The organism is Leisingera sp. XS_AS12, assembly GCF_041224635.1.
GTDB lineage: Bacteria > Pseudomonadota > Alphaproteobacteria > Rhodobacterales > Rhodobacteraceae > Leisingera.
Genome location: NZ_JBGFGM010000069.1, coordinates 21,370 through 35,833 on the forward strand (window position 1 = coordinate 21,370; position 14,464 = coordinate 35,833).

The 14,464-nt window shown below is 63.7% G+C and carries 14 protein-coding genes; 11 read left to right on the forward strand and 3 right to left on the reverse strand.

All coding sequences use genetic code 11. The annotated features are described in order from the left end of the window. The first annotated feature begins 459 nt into the window (after positions 1-459). Together AB9K35_RS04630 and AB9K35_RS04635 are read left to right on the forward strand one after the other, a co-directional pair. The gene (locus AB9K35_RS04630) at positions 460-2,364 is read left to right on the forward strand and encodes an elongation factor G (protein ID WP_369924717.1); all 1,905 of its coding nucleotides are present in this window, start codon (positions 460-462) and stop codon (positions 2,362-2,364) included. 118 nt (positions 2,365-2,482) lie between these two features. After that, positions 2,483-3,010: a prolyl-tRNA synthetase associated domain-containing protein gene (locus AB9K35_RS04635; RefSeq protein WP_369924718.1), complete on the forward strand. Its 528-nt coding sequence runs from the start codon at positions 2,483-2,485 to the stop codon at positions 3,008-3,010. Between the two features lie 67 nt (positions 3,011-3,077). On the opposite strand, the gene AB9K35_RS04640 is transcribed toward AB9K35_RS04635, so the two are convergent. Further along, positions 3,078-3,659 carry an FMN-dependent NADH-azoreductase gene (locus AB9K35_RS04640; RefSeq protein ID WP_369924719.1) on the reverse strand — a complete coding sequence of 194 codons (582 nt, stop codon included), beginning with the start codon at positions 3,657-3,659 and terminating at the stop codon, positions 3,078-3,080. Positions 3,660-3,783: 124 nt separating this feature from the next. On the opposite strand from AB9K35_RS04640, the gene AB9K35_RS04645 reads away from it, so the two are divergent. Both AB9K35_RS04645 and AB9K35_RS04650 read left to right on the forward strand, forming a co-directional pair. After that, positions 3,784-4,662 carry a LysR family transcriptional regulator gene (locus AB9K35_RS04645; protein WP_369924720.1) on the forward strand — a complete coding sequence of 293 codons (879 nt, stop codon included), beginning with the start codon at positions 3,784-3,786 and terminating at the stop codon, positions 4,660-4,662. Next, positions 4,659-5,567 carry a DMT family transporter gene (locus AB9K35_RS04650; protein WP_369924760.1) on the forward strand — a complete coding sequence of 303 codons (909 nt, stop codon included), beginning with the start codon at positions 4,659-4,661 and terminating at the stop codon, positions 5,565-5,567. The genes AB9K35_RS04645 and AB9K35_RS04650 overlap by 4 nt, the downstream gene beginning before the upstream one ends. Before the next feature lie 15 nt (positions 5,568-5,582). On the opposite strand, the gene AB9K35_RS04655 is transcribed toward AB9K35_RS04650, so the two are convergent. Beyond that, positions 5,583-5,918: an ArsR/SmtB family transcription factor gene (locus AB9K35_RS04655; RefSeq protein ID WP_369924721.1), complete on the reverse strand. Its 336-nt coding sequence runs from the start codon at positions 5,916-5,918 to the stop codon at positions 5,583-5,585. A gap of 90 nt (positions 5,919-6,008) precedes the next feature. Between AB9K35_RS04655 and AB9K35_RS04660 the strand changes: the two genes are divergently transcribed. The 6 genes from AB9K35_RS04660 (at position 6,009) to AB9K35_RS04685 (ending at position 9,777) form a co-directional block, all read left to right on the forward strand. Further along, complete coding sequence (locus tag AB9K35_RS04660) at positions 6,009-6,905, forward strand: DMT family transporter (protein WP_369924722.1); 897 nt, start codon at positions 6,009-6,011, stop codon at positions 6,903-6,905. 194 nt (positions 6,906-7,099) lie between these two features. After that, positions 7,100-7,444, forward strand: a complete 345-nt coding sequence (locus tag AB9K35_RS04665) for an AtpZ/AtpI family protein (RefSeq protein WP_369924723.1) — start codon at positions 7,100-7,102, stop codon at positions 7,442-7,444. Between the two features lie 40 nt (positions 7,445-7,484). Continuing rightward, entirely contained in the window at positions 7,485-8,288 is an 804-nt protein-coding gene (locus AB9K35_RS04670) for a F0F1 ATP synthase subunit A (protein WP_222456195.1), read from the forward strand. A gap of 58 nt (positions 8,289-8,346) precedes the next feature. Beyond that, positions 8,347-8,571, forward strand: coding sequence for a F0F1 ATP synthase subunit C (locus tag AB9K35_RS04675; RefSeq protein ID WP_005636439.1), 225 nt, complete (start codon positions 8,347-8,349; stop codon positions 8,569-8,571). An 86-nt stretch (positions 8,572-8,657) separates the two neighbouring features. Further along, positions 8,658-9,212, forward strand: a complete 555-nt coding sequence (locus AB9K35_RS04680; protein WP_222456194.1) for a F0F1 ATP synthase subunit B' — start codon at positions 8,658-8,660, stop codon at positions 9,210-9,212. A gap of 4 nt (positions 9,213-9,216) precedes the next feature. Further along, complete coding sequence (locus AB9K35_RS04685; protein WP_222456193.1) at positions 9,217-9,777, forward strand: F0F1 ATP synthase subunit B; 561 nt, start codon at positions 9,217-9,219, stop codon at positions 9,775-9,777. Between the two features lie 63 nt (positions 9,778-9,840). On the opposite strand, the gene AB9K35_RS04690 is transcribed toward AB9K35_RS04685, so the two are convergent. Further along, a complete protein-coding gene (locus AB9K35_RS04690) occupies positions 9,841-10,611 on the reverse strand; it encodes a FadR/GntR family transcriptional regulator (RefSeq protein ID WP_369924724.1) in 771 nt (256 codons plus the stop codon). A 394-nt stretch (positions 10,612-11,005) separates the two neighbouring features. On the opposite strand from AB9K35_RS04690, the gene AB9K35_RS04695 reads away from it, so the two are divergent. Then, on the forward strand, positions 11,006-14,461 hold the full coding sequence (locus AB9K35_RS04695; RefSeq protein WP_369924725.1) for a chromosome segregation SMC family protein: 3,456 nt from the start codon (positions 11,006-11,008) through the stop codon (positions 14,459-14,461). The last annotated feature ends 3 nt before the right edge of the window (positions 14,462-14,464 follow it).

Genomic DNA, 14,464 nt, shown 5'->3' on the forward strand with positions numbered 1-14,464 from the left:
GGCCTCCTGATGCCGGTTTAAACTGTGGCGCCCCCGTATGTAGGGGACAAGCGGTCCATGCGCAAATGCCCCCACGGGCGTAACACGCTGGTGGAGGGCGATCCCTGACATGGGCAGGGACCGGAAGACTCAGATCTTCCGGGTGTTGCTGCAGGCGTTACGCCGAAACCGGTGGCGGAGTCAACCTTTGTCAGGGGGCGCGGGCCGCGATGGCGGGCGGCTATGCGTGCGTGGCACCAGTCGTCGGCTGCGGGCTCTGGCCGCTACGCCCTCTGCGCGCTTGACAGGGGCAGGGGCAGCTGGCCAACATCAGACTGCTGCCCTTTTGGTGCCCGGCATCGGCAGGCAGCGCATCGAGGCAGGTCTTTTGGCACAGGCGCAGTTAGCTGGTCCCGGCGGTTTCAGGGGGCCGGTCCCCTTTGACGGGCAGCTGTATCAGCCAAGGGAGGATCTGGGAACATGCGCGTTTTCACTATCTTAGGACCGTCGCAATCCGGCAAGACAACGCTGGCCACGGCACTTGCCGAATTGGACGGAGGCGCGGGGAAGCGACACGAGGTCGAAGGGGTCGCGGCCTTGCATCCTTTTTCATTCATGGGCGAGGACTGGGCCGCCATCGACATCGCGGGCGGCGCCGATAACCTGGCACATGCAGGGCCAGCGCTGGCGGCCAGCGATGCGGCGGTGCTCTGCGTTCCGGCCGATGCCGGGGCTGCGGTCCTCAGCGCGCCGTATTTGCGCAAGCTGGAGGAGGCGGGGATCCCCGCCTTTATTTTTGTCAACCGGATGGATCAGGCAGCGGACCGGGTGGCAGATATCGTTGCTGCACTTCAGGCCTATTGCAGCCACAACATCATCCTGCGGCAGGTGCCAATCCGCGAGGAGGGGCAGGTTGTGGGCGCTGTGGATCTGATCTCGGAGCGAGCCTGGCAATACCGTGAGGGCGAGCCTTCGGCACTGATCGAGCTGCCGGTCACGATGTACGCCCGCGAGCAGGAGGCGCGAGCCGAACTGCTGGAAGCGCTGGCGGATTTCGACGACACCTTGCTGGAGGAGCTGATCGAGGATCAGCAGGTGATGGCCGAGGAAGTCTATGACGTGGCGACCAGGGTGCTGCAGCACAATGACCTGTTCCCGGCGCTGCTGGGGTCGGCCGAGCATCGCAATGGCATCCTGCGGCTGATGAAGTCGCTGCGTCACGAGGCCCCGGACGTGGGCGCGGCGCTGGAACGGTTGTCGCCTTCGGGGAATGTGCTGGCGGTGGGCTGCATGGCGGATCTGGTGAAACACCTCGGCAAGATGGTGCTGGTGCGCGCGATGGGCGCAGAGGTCGGCAATGGCCGCCCGGTCGGCGGTGCGACGCTGGGCAGCCTCAGCAGCATCGGCGGGCAGGGCGGACGGCTGGGGGCAGGCGATGTCGGCCAGGCGGTGAAGTCGGATCATCTGAATCTCGGGTTCGCCTATGCTGCCGAGGGCGCGGCCCCGCTGCCTGCATGGGCGCAGCCGCGACCCTCGACCTTCCGGCGGGTGATTACCCCCATGCATGAGCGCGACGATGCCCGATTGTCGGGGGCGCTGGAGCGGCTGGCCGAAGTCGACCCTGCGCTGCAGGTCTCCCAGGATGAGGCCAGCGGCCACGCGCTGCTGCACCTGCAGGGGCCGTTGCATCTGCGCCGGGTGAAACAGATGCTCCAGCAGGAATTCGGGGTCGAGGTCGAGGAAACGCCGGTGCCGCCGGCCTTGCGCGAAACCATCAACCGCTCGGTTCAGATCCACCACCGCCACCGCAAGCAGTCCGGTGGTGCCGGCCAATTTGCCGATGTGGTGATCGAGGTGAGACCCTTGCCGCGCGGCAGCGGTTTCGTGTTCGAGGAAACGGTGAAGGGCGGCGCGGTGCCCAAGAACTACATCCCGTCGGTCGAGGCGGGTGCGCGCGAAGCCTTGGCACGGGGGCCGAACGGCTACCCGGTGGTTGATGTCTGCGTGACATTGAAGGATGGCAAGCATCATTCCGTGGACAGCTCCGACTATGCTTTCCGAACGGCAGGCAACCACGCGGTCAAGGAGGCCTTGGCCGAGGCGGGGTTGACGCTGCTGCAACCGATCATGCGGGTGCAGATCCATGTGCCCTCGGTCTTCACCGGTGGATTGGTGCCCGTGGTCAGCGGCATGAAAGGCCAGATCCTCGGCTTCGAGGCTGAGGATGGGGCCGTTGGCTGGGATGTGTTCGAAACCTTGCTGCCGATGGCTGCACAAGACGAGCTGTGCAACACATTGGCCAGCGCAACGCGCGGCACCGGCTGGTTCAGCACGGATTTTGACCACTACGAGGAGGCACGGCGGGCCGACTTCGCGGACGCCTAAACCTGGTTCTTCCCCCTGTGATCAGGGGGCATGGCAGGTGGCGCGGTTATGACTTGCATTTCGCAAGTGATTTCTGTGATCTGCGCCGCAACTCGGAAACGGCTTGCGGAGCAACGACATGGACGCCTCATCTGCCTATCAGGACAGCTTGCCTGTTACCTCTGACGCGCTTTTGGCGCAGCTGGACGGATGGGGTATCGGCTACCAGCTGCACACCCACGTGCCGCTGCGCACGGTCGAGGACGCCAAGGCTGTCGAGGATCAGTTCCTGGCACCGGGGGAGCGTGCCCTGCGGCTGAAGAACCTGTATCTGCGTGACCGCAAGAAGCGCAATTACCTGGTTTCCCTGGAACAGGATCGTGCCATTGATCTCAAGGCGCTGGGCGCGGAGCTCGGGGTGGGCGGCTTGTCATTCGGCTCCACCGAAAGACTGCTGGAGAACCTCGGCATCCGCCCCGGCGCTGTCAGCCCGTTGGCCATGATTACCGGCGTGCAGAAGGGGGTCACCTTCTTCCTCGACGCGCAGGCGCAAGACGCCGACGTGATCTGCATGCACCCACTGGTGAACGACCGGACCGTGGTGATGGCGCGGGACGCGCTGCTGGCATTCTGTGAAAAGATCGGTGTCGACGTCAGATACGTCTAGCCCGGCAAGTATGACCGTGTCGCCAGCCCGGCGAAGGCTGGCGACTGTTCATTAACGTGGGCAGGCGTCAGGCTGCCAGTGCCTTGATCTGGTCTTGCGCCTTCGCAAGGGCGCCCTCGGCGTCGATCGACATGGCGTCTGCGGCGACAATCTCAACCTCGGTAATACCGATGAAGCCTAACACGTGCCGCAGGTAGGTGGTTGCGAAGTCGATGTCTGAGCCCGCTTGCGTGCCGCCGGACGCCACGGCGATGATGGCGCGTTTGCCCTCCAGCAGGCCGACCGGGCCAGTTTCGGTGTAGCGGAAAGTTACACCGACACGCGCCACGAGATCGATCCAGGCTTTCAGCGTGGAGGGGACGGAGAAGTTGTAGATCGGGGCACCGATCACGATGGTATCGGCTTGTTTCAATTCCTCGATCAATGTGTCCGACAGCGAAAGCAGCTGCTTTTGCTCCTCACTGCGCTGGTCGGCGGGGGTGAAGTTGGCGCCAACCCAGGCGCCATCCAGCAGGGGCAGCGGCGTGGCAAGGTCGCGGTGGATGACATCGGCCGCGCCAAGGCGGGCCACGATCTGAGCGGAGAGGTCGCGGGTGACCGAACCTTCGGTACGGGCCGAGGAGTCGATATGCAGAACGGTGCGGGTCATTTCAGAGTTCCTGTGCTTGTTGCTGACCAGAAACTGGGGTATTGCATTTGTGAACGCAACGCCGAGAAAGTCACAGCATTTGTGCGTACGTGCGCATAGTGCGCGGATCGGCAAGGAGGCCGCCATGGACAATTGGGATGAGGTTCGCACCGCATATCAGGTGGCGCGCATGGGCACGGTCAGCGGTGCGGCAGAGGTGCTGGGCGTGCACCATGCGACCGTGATCCGCCATATCGACGCCATCGAAGCGCGGTTGGGGGTGAAGCTGTTCCAGCGCCATGCCAGGGGGTACACGCCCACCGAGGCGGGACAGGATCTGTTGCGCGTGGCGCAGGCCACGGATGACCAGTTCAACCAGCTTGTCGGTCGGCTGAAAGGGCAGGGGGACGATGTTTCGGGCGAATTGGTGGTGACGTCCCTGGCGTCTTTTGCGCCGATGATGGTGCCTGCCCTGCAGGAGTTTCAGGAGATGCACCCGGACCTGATCATCCGCTATCTGACCGGTGATCGCCTGTTCCGGCTGGAATACGGCGAGGCCCATGTCGCGGTGCGCGCGGGCAATGCGCCAGATCAGCCTGACAATGTCGTCCAACCTTTCATGAAGCAGCAGATCGGTCTCTATGCCTCGAAAAGCTACGTCGAGAAATACGGGATGCTGAAAGGGATTGAGGATCTGGGCAACCACCGCTTTGTGGGGCATGACGACGAAAACAGCCGTGCACCGTTTTCGCGCTGGCTGCGGACCCATGCACCGGCAGAGGCGATTTCGTTCCGTTGCACCAATGGTTTCACGATGCAGCAGGCCGTGCATGCGGGCGCGGGGATCGGGTTCATGCCCGCCTGGGAAGGGCGGCAGCAGCCTGACCTGGTCGAGATGATGGCCCCGCAGCCGGAGTGGGAAGGAGCCTTGTGGTTGGTGACCCATGTGGATCTGCACCGGACGACCAAGGTGCAGGCGTTTCTGAAGTTCCTCAAGGAGCAGGCGAAGGGGTGGCAGTTGTGAGCGAAGCGCTGCGCGGGCATCTGGCAATGCTGACCTTCTCGGCCCTGGTTGCAGGGTCGTTCTCCCTCGGGGTGATGGTCGCGAATGAAATCGCACCCTCGGCGCTGAATGCTGCGCGCTTTGCCATAGCGGCGGTGGTGATCGGCGCTGCGGCGCTGGCGACAAAGGGGTTGCGTCGGGCGCATTTCCGGGCCCCCTGGCGCTATGTCGTATTGGGCGGGCTGTTCGGTGGCTACTTTGTCCTGATGTTTTACGGGCTGCAAACCGCGGCACCGGTGAGTGCGGCCGCGGTGTTCACCCTCGTGCCGGTGATGAGTGCGGTGTTCGGCTGGCTTCTGTTGCGGCAAGTGACCTCGCGCTGGATGGCGCTGGCGCTGGCCATCGGCGCGGCTGGCGCGGTGTGGGTGATCGTGCGCGGGGATCTGGCGCAGCTGGCGGCCTTCGAGATCGGCGAAGGCGAAATGATCTATTTCTGGGGCTGCGTGCTGCATGCGATCTATACGCCTATGGTACGCAAGCTGAACCGGGGCGAGCCCGCGGTGGTGTTCACCTTTGGCATGCTGATCGCCGGGGCGCTGTTGCTCGTGGCCTTTGGCTGGCGAGACATTCTGGCAACCGATTGGCTGAACCTGCCCGGTATCGTCTGGCTTGGGCTGTTGTACCTGGCGATCTGCGCCAGCTCGGCGACCTTCGTTCTGCTGCAATATGCGGCAATGCGGCTGCCCTCGGCCAAGGTGATGGCCTACACCTACCTGACCCCGACCTGGGTCATTCTGTGGGAGATCGCGCTGGGCCGTGGGGTGCCTTCGGGAATGGTGCTGATCGGGGTGGCGGCATCCATCGCGGCGCTGGTGATGCTGCTGGAAGGGGACGCCAAACCCGGCAAACGCGCCGCCAAGGCCTGAGCGGCGGGCTGCCTGTCAGCCGAGATCCCCCTCACCGAGCTCTCGCTCGAGGAAGCGTTCAAAGGCGTCGAGGTGAATGGGTTCGAACTGTCCGAACCCCTGCATCCAGACCGAGGCCTCGCGCATGGCATCGGGTTGCAGCTTGCACCATTTGACCCGACCGCGCTTCTCCTGCGCGATCAATCCTGCGCGGGTCAGGATCGAAAGATGCTTGGAAATTGCCGCCAGCGACATCTCGAAAGGCTCGGCCACATCGGTCACGGCCATGTCGTCCTCCAGCAGCATCGTGAGGATCGCGCGGCGGGTGGGGTCGGCCAGGGCCGCAAAGACGGTGTCAAGGGTGGCGCTCATACAGATCTTCCTACTGTCGACATCGGGGTTTGACAATCTTTGCCGAAGCGCCATTGTGGCGCTCTCTGGGCATGGGGGGAGGCTACGGCCATGGCATTGAAGTACTGGCTGGTGATTTTCATCCTCGGCATCGGCTGGGGTATGTCCTTCATGTTCAACGCGATCCTTCTGCGTGAACTGGGGCCGTTGTCCGTTTCCATGGGACGGGTGGGCTTTGGTGCGCTGGGGTGCTGGATCTACGTGCTGGCGGCGCACAAGCCGGTGACACGGGACCCGCGACGCTGGCTGTCCCTTCTGGGGTTCGGCGCGCTGAGCTATGCCGGACCATTTGCCTTCTACGCGCTGGGCCAGCAGCATATCGCCAGCGGTGTTGCGGGGATCGTCAATGCGACCACCCCGGCGCTGGCGGTGGTGGTGTCGCATTTCTGGCCCGGCGGTGAGCGGGCGACGTTCACCAAGTCGCTTGGGGTGCTGTGCGGCTTCCTGGGGATCGTGCTGCTCTCGCTGCCGATGTTGGGCGGGGGGCAGAGCTCGGCCCTGTGGGCGGTGTTGATCACGCTGTGCGCGCCGTTGTGCTACGCGTTCTCGGTGAACATTGCGCGGGGCTTTCGGGACATGCAGCCCGTGGTCCTGGTGGCGATTGCACTGACCGGGGCCACCGTCGTGATCGCGCCGCTGGCGCTCTGGTCGGAAGGTACACCGCAGATCACCCGTCCCGAGACCTGGGCCTCGCTTCTGGTGCTGGGCTTCGTGCTGACCTCTGCGGCCTTTATCGCCTTCTACTGGGTATTGCCCAAGGTGGGGCCCACGAACATCACCCTGCCAACCCTTATTGCCCCGGTGTCGGCGCTGTTCCTCGGGACAACCGTCCTGGGAGAGACGCTTCTTGCGGAGCATCTGTGGGGCATGGTTGCGATCCTTCTCGGGCTGTTGCTGATCGACGGTCGGATCGTGCGCTGGCGGTTGCCGTTCCGGCCCTCGGCCTAAGATCAACCTTTTGGTTGAATATGCTGCGGCGTGGCATTTGCGGCGTTCGGCGCATGCGGCCGAGCGCCGCGTCGCATGGGGCTTGGCAAAAAATTGCGCAAAAACAATACCCTGTATGATTTTTGAATCTTCAATCCTTGTAATTGACTCCTCGGCCCCTTGGCCTTAGCAACCCAGTCAGAATTCGCGTGAGGATGGCGCCCGTGACAGATGACGACCAAAAGCAGCGCTTGGCGCAGCTGGAGGAGAAACTGGCGGCGGCGCGTAAGGCCCAGGAGCCCAAGCCGCGCGTGGATGAACATTATTCGATGGCCAATCTGGCCTGGCGGATGGTGATTGAACTGGTGGCCGGTCTCGGGATCGGTTTTGGCATCGGTTACGGGTTGGACCAGCTGTTTGGCACCCTGCCCGTATTCATGGTGCTGTTTGTATTTCTGGGGCTTGCGGCCGGGGTGAAGACAATGCTCCGCAGCGCGCAGGAGATCCAAGAGAAGAAACTGGCCGATGAGGCCGACAAGAATGCGCAGGACCGGGACTGATCCAACGGGATCGGCAGCCGGCGACAGGAGAAGCGGACTGATGGGCAAAATTTTCTTTTACGCAGCGCTCGCGCTGGTGCTGATCTCGGGCCTGGTTTTCGCGCCCGCGGAATCGAAACTGGCGATCCATCCGATGGATCAGTTCCAGATCAAGCCGCTGTTCGGTGGTGACCACGTGGCCTGGTACACCCCGACCAACGTGACCCTGTGGATGGCGCTGGCCGTGGCCGCGGTGTTCGCTCTGCTGGTTCTGGGCTCGTCCCGCCGTGCCATCGTGCCGTCGCGTGCGCAGTCGGTGGCCGAACTGGCCTATGGCTTCATCTACAAGATGGTGGAAGACGTGACCGGCAAGGACGGCGTCAAGTTCTTCCCCTACATCATGACCCTGTTCATGTTCATCGTGATGGCCAACTTCCTGGGCCTGATCCCGATGTCCTTCACCACCACCTCGCATTTCACCGTGACCGCGGTGCTGGCGCTGCTGGTGTTCATCACCGTGACCGTGACCGGCTTCGTGCTGAACGGCCCCAAGTTCCTCGGCCTGTTCTGGGTCAGCTCGGCACCGCTGGCGCTGCGCCCGATCCTGGCGATCATCGAGGTGATTTCCTACTTCGTGCGTCCGGTCAGCCACTGCATTCGTCTGGCAGGCAACGTGATGGCAGGCCACGCCGTTCTGAAGGTGTTCGCAGGTTTCGCCGGTGCCCTGGGTGCCGGGGCGTTCCTGCCGATCTTCGCCATCAGCGCGGTCTACGCACTCGAAGTTCTCGTGGCCTTCATCCAGGCTTACGTGTTCACCATTCTGACCTGCGTCTACCTGAAAGACGCGCTGCACCCGTCCCACTAAGGGCGGCTGCAAGGTCCGAACCTCTACAGTCAACTTCCAATCGTAAGGAGATATCACAATGGAAGGCGATCTCGCATACATCGGCGCAGGCCTGGCAGGCATGGGTACCGGCATCGCGGCACTGGGTGTTGGTAACGTTGCTGCCAACTTCCTGGCAGGCGCACTGCGCAACCCCTCCGCGGCTGCTTCCCAGACCGCAACTCTGTTCATCGGCATCGCATTCGCAGAAGCACTGGGCATCTTCTCGTTCCTGGTTGCTCTGCTGCTGATGTTCGCTGTCTAAGAACCTTAGGAACCTTTTTCCTTACGGCCGGGCGGTGCGGAACCCCGCACCGCCCGGTGTAACGGCAAGTTCCCAAGGAGGACGACATGGCATCTAACACGCAGGATGTAGCACACGGCGCTGCCGACGCGGCGCATGGCGGCGCATCGGGCATGCCTCAGCTGACGCCGGATCTGGCCGTTCACTTCAACCAGATCTTTTGGTTGGTGGCCGCTCTGGTCGCTATCTACCTGATCCTGTCGCGCGTCGCGCTGCCCCGCATCGGTGCGGTGCTGGCCGAACGCCAGGGCACGATCACCAATGACATCGCCGCGGCCGAAGAGCTGAAGGCCAAGGCAAGCGAGGCTGAAGCAGCCTACAATCAGGCCCTGGCTGACGCGCGCGCCGAGGCACAGCGCATTGCCGCCGAAACCCGCGCCGAAATCCAGGCTGACCTGGATGAGGCCATCGCCAAGGCCGACGCTCAGATCGCTGCCAAGGCGGCGGAATCGGAGAAGGCCATCGCTGAAATCAAGGCCGGTGCGCTGGAAAGCGTGAAGGTCGTTGCAACTGATACCGCGGAGGCGCTGGTGACCGCGCTGGGTGGTACCGCAGATGCAGACGCAATCGCAGCCGCGGTTGCCGAACGGACGAAGGGATAAGGACATGCGCTACACTCTCGCTCTTGCCCTGACCTTTGGTGCCGCCAGCCCGGCGCTGGCCGCGTCCGGTCCGTTCTTTTCGCTGGGCAACACCGACTTTGTCGTCCTGCTGGCGTTCCTGCTGTTTGTCGGCATCCTGCTGGCAGCCAAGGTTCCCAGCATGTTGGGCAAGCAACTGGACAACCGTGCCGAAGGCATCCAGAAGGAACTGGACGAGGCACGCGCCCTGCGCGAAGAGGCCCAGACAATTCTGGCGTCCTACGAGCGCAAGCAGCAGGAAGTCCAGGCTCAGGCGGAACAGATCGTGACCGCAGCTCGCGAAGAAGCCGCCCGTGCGGCCGAGCAGGCGAAGGCAGATCTGGAAGTTTCGATCGCGCGCCGTCTGGCCTCCGCAGAGGAGCAGATCGCTTCGGCAGAAGCTTCGGCCGTGAAAGAAGTGCGTGACCAGGCGATCACCATCGCCGTCGCGGCTGCGGATGAGGTGATCTCGAAGCAGATGACTGCCGCCGAAGCCAACAAGCTGATCGACGCCGCAATTGCTGACGTGGACGCCAAGCTGCACTAAGCTTGCACAACGCTTGAAACCAAAAGAACCCGGCCCATGTGGCCGGGTTTTTGCTTTTCCCGCTCAGGATTTGGCGGTTTCGTGCTCCAGCCGCTGGCGCGCGATCTCGGCGTTGCGTTCCGCGCGTTGGTGGTCGGTCAGCGCCTGTTTCACGTAATCCAGATGCGTTTCCACCGCGGCGCGTGCCGCCTGCGGGTCGCGGGCCTGCAGGGCCGCGTTGATGGCACGGTGCTGCTCCAGCAGGGCGTCATAGGTCGTGTGTTGCTGGAACATGATCCGCCGGTTGTAGAACACACCTTCGCGCAAAAGATCGAACATGGAGCGCATCATGTGCAGCATGATGACGTTATGGCTGGCGTCCATGATGGCGGAGTGGAATTGCGCATCCAGCCGCGCGGCCTCTTCGGAAATTGCCGGGTTCCCGGCGGCCTCCATCTTGTCAAAGATCGCCTGAATGACCCGCAGGTCGTCATCGGACCCGAAGCGTGCCGCCCGTTCCGCCGCCAGGCCTTCAAGGTCGCGCCGAAACGAGAGGTAGTCGAACACCGCTTCATCGTGGCTGGCAAACAATTGGACCAACGCCGGTGAAAAGGCAGAGCCGAGAACATCGGCCACAAACACCCCAGCACCGGCGCGCGAGGTCAGCAGGCCGCGCGCCTGCAACTCCCCCAGCGCGTCGCGCAGGGACGGGCGGGAAACGCCCAGCCGTTCAGCCAGTTCCCGTTCGGCTGGAAGACGTTCACCCGGGGACAGGATGCCGCGCAGGATCAACAATTCGATCTGGCGCACCACTGAGGCTGACAGTTTTTCGGGCTGGACTTTCTGAAACGGCATTTCGGGTCTCTGACATATTGGTCAACTCATATGACCACGCTGCGGCAGTATTCGCAAGGTAGGCCGACCGCGATGCACTTCACAGGGGTAGGCTTGGTGGGCCGTGTGACAGGTTCTCCGCCTGAGATCACCCTACCGCGGTTCAACGTCTTCGACGGGTCGGATATTGCGGATGCGAGACAAATGGAACAGTTGGTGCCCGCGTCAGGCGAATGCCCGCTGGGGGTATGCCGCGTGAGGCGTCCGGGTGGCAAGAGACCGCCGGAAAACCGGGGTTATCCACAAGATATGGTGGGGTTTGCGGGGAATCTGCCCCGATTTGGGGGTGCGGACCGTTGACTCACAGGATAAGACCCGATGAAGTTTCTCGATACGGAATCATGAAGGGGCAGCTTTGCGGTTTTCCAAACTCAGGCTGAATGGCTTCAAAAGCTTTGTGGATCCCACCGAACTGGTTATCGCGGATGGGTTGACCGGGGTCGTGGGGCCGAACGGGTGCGGCAAATCCAACCTGCTGGAAGCGCTGCGCTGGGTGATGGGCGAGACCCGCGCCAAGGCGATGCGCGGCGGCGGTATGGAAGACGTGATCTTTGCCGGCACGTCCTCTCGTCCCGCCCGGAACTTTGCCGAGGTCAGCCTTCAGATCGACAACTCCGAACGGTTGGCGCCTTCGGGCTTCAATGACAGCGATATCCTCGAGATCGTGCGCCGGATTACCCGGGACGTGGGCAGCGCCTACAAGTCGAACGGCAAGGACGTGCGGGCGCGCGATGTGCAGATGCTGTTTGCCGACGCCTCCACCGGGGCGCATTCGCCTGCACTGGTGCGGCAGGGGCAGATCGCCGAATTGATCAACGCCAAACCCAAGGCCCGCCGCCGCATCCTGGAGGAAGCTGCCGGGATTTCCGGCCTCTACCAGCGTCGCCACGAGGCGGAGCTGAAACTGAAGAACACCGAGGCCAATCTGCTGCGTGTCGATGACGTCATCGAACAGCTTGCAGGTCAGTTGAGCCAGCTGGCGCGTCAGGCGCGTCAGGCGCAGCGCTACCGGGAAATCGGCGAGAATTTGCGGCTGAGCGAGGGCATGTTGCTGTATCGTCGCTGGCGCGAGGCGGACGAGGCCCGGCTGGCGGCAGAGGACGAGCTGCGTGTGCGCGTCGAACAGGCGTCCAAGGCTGAGGCGCTGGTGCGCGCCGCGGCGGCCCAGCGTGCGACGTTCGAGGAAAAGCTTCCTCCGCTGCGCGAAGAAGAAGCGATCGCCGCTGCCGTTCTGCAGCGCTTGGTGGTTCAGCGGGATTCGCTGGGCGACCAGGAAGCGCAGGCTCGGCAGACCATAGAGCGGCTGAGCAACCGGATCGTGCAGCTTGGCAACGATATCGAGCGTGAGACCGGGCTGAACAAGGACGCCGGAGAAACCATCGAGCGGCTGGAATGGGAACAGCGTGAGCTGTCCAAGGCAGGCGACGGCCATGACGCCAAGCTGGCCGAAGCCGCCGACCTTGCGCGGGATGCCGCGTCCGTTCTGCAAGCGCGCGAGGATCATCTTGCGCAGGTGACCGAGGATGTCGCCCGTCTTGCCGCCCGTCATCAATCGGCCCGCCGCGCTGTTGAGGATTGCCAGCGTGCGCTGGCCCGTTCGGAAGGCGAGGCGGCCCAGGCCCGCGAGGCGCAGGCAGAAGCGCGCGAAGCACTGGACCTGGCGGCAGAGCGTTTTGACACCGCCTTGACCGCCGAGGAAGAGGCGCGCGAGGCCGCCGAAATGGCCGAAGAGGCCCTGGCGGCCGCGGATGAGGCCCGTACCGAAACCCAGGGACGCGAGGCAGAAGCCCGCGCGCAACGCTCGGAAGCCGAAGGTCAGCTGGGCGCGCTTCGGGCCGAGGTCACCACGTTGGCCAAGCTGGTCGAGCGTGACACCGCCGAGGGTGGCCAGGTGCTGGATGAGCTGACGGTCGCGCCGGGCTATGAAAAGGCTCTGGGGGCTGCGCTGGCGGACGACCTGCGCGCGCCCCTCGCCGGGGCAGATGGTCCGACCGGCTGGCTGACCCTCCCTGACTACGACCAAGATGCCCCGCTGCCCGAGGGGGTCCAGCCTTTGGCGATGTTCGTTTCCGGACCGGCGGCCTTGTCGCGGCGCGTGGCGCAGATTGGTCTGGTGGACGGCGATGCCGCAGCAGGCTTGCAGGCACAGCTGAAACCTGGCCAGCGTCTGGTCACCGTGGAAGGCGACCTGTGGCGTTGGGATGGGTACCGCGCCTGGGCAGAAGACGCGCCCAGTGCCGCGGCTTTGCGGCTGGAGCAACTGAACAAGCTGGAAGCGCTGAAACAGGAAATGGAACGTGTCAGCGCCACTGCGGATGGCGCGCGCGCGGCCCATGAAAACCTGTTGCAACAGCTGGAACAGGTGACGCGTGCCGATCAGGACGCCCGCCAGGCGCGTCGCGCCGCGGATCAGCGCATGGCCGATGCCGCCCGCGCGCTCAGCCGGGCCGAGGCCGATCGCAATCTGGCCGCAGGCAAACTCGAGACGCTTGGCATCGCTTTGGCGCGCCATGAAGAAGACGCGTTGAACGCGGGCCTTCAGTTGAAAGAGGCCGAAAAGGCACTTCGCGATCTGGGCGATCTCGAGCAGGCAAGAGCCGCCGTTGAGGACATCAAGCAATCGGTGGAGGCCGCGCGCATCACCATGCTGACGCATCGCTCCAGCCATGACGAACTGCGTCGCGAGGGCGAGGCCCGAACCAAGCGCGCACAGGAAGTCACCAAGGAATTGTCTGGTTGGCGTCACCGGCTTGAGAGTGCCGAGGCCCGGATCCAGGAGCTGGTCGAACGGCGCGAGGCGTCGCAGGAAGAGCTTGAGGAAGCCAATGCCGTTCCGGCCGAGATCGCCGAGAAACGTGAAGAGTTGAACGAGGCGATTGCCGAAGCCGAGGCGCGCAAATCCGCGGCCACCGAGGCGCTGATTGCGGCCGAGGCGGAGCTGCGTGAGGCGGTTCACAAGGAACGGGAGTGCGAGCGCTTGGCCTCGGAGGCGCGTGAGGCGCGGGCGCGCTCTGAGGCGCGTAGCGACGCGGCCCTTGCCGCGGTCACCCAGGCCGCGGGCCGCATCATCGAGGCCCAGCAGATCACGCCACAGGCCCTGCTGGAGAAGCTGGGTGTTTCGCCGGATGAGATGCCGCCGTCGGAACAGTTGGAAAGTGACGTCGACCGGTACAAACGACAGCGTGACGCTTTGGGTGCCGTCAACCTGCGGGCCGAAGAAGACGCGCGCAGCGTGCAGGAAGAACACGACACGCTGGTCGCCGAAAAGCTGGATCTGGAAGGCGCCGTCAAGACCCTGCGTGACGGCATTGCCAGCCTCAACCGCGAGGGCCGTGAGCGTCTGCTGACCGCCTTTGAGCAGGTGAACAACGGCTTTGCCATGCTGTTTACCCACCTCTTTGGGGGTGGTGAGGCCAACCTGGTGATGGTGGAAAGCGATGACCCGCTGGATGCGGGGCTGGAGATCATGTGTCAGCCGCCGGGCAAGAAGCTGTCGACGCTGTCGTTGCTGTCTGGCGGGGAACAGACGCTTACGGCGATGGCGCTGATCTTTGCGGTGTTCCTCTCCAACCCGGCTCCGATCTGTGTGCTGGACGAGGTCGACGCGCCGCTGGATGACGCCAACGTGACCCGTTTCTGTGACCTTCTGGACGAAATGTGCCGTCAGACCGATACGCGGTTCCTGATCATCACCCACCATGCCGTGACCATGGCGCGGATGGACCGGCTGTTCGGTGTGACCATGCAGGAAAAAGGCGTGAGCCAGCTGGTCTCGGTTGATCTGAAAAAGGCCGAGGCAATGGTCGCCTGAGCA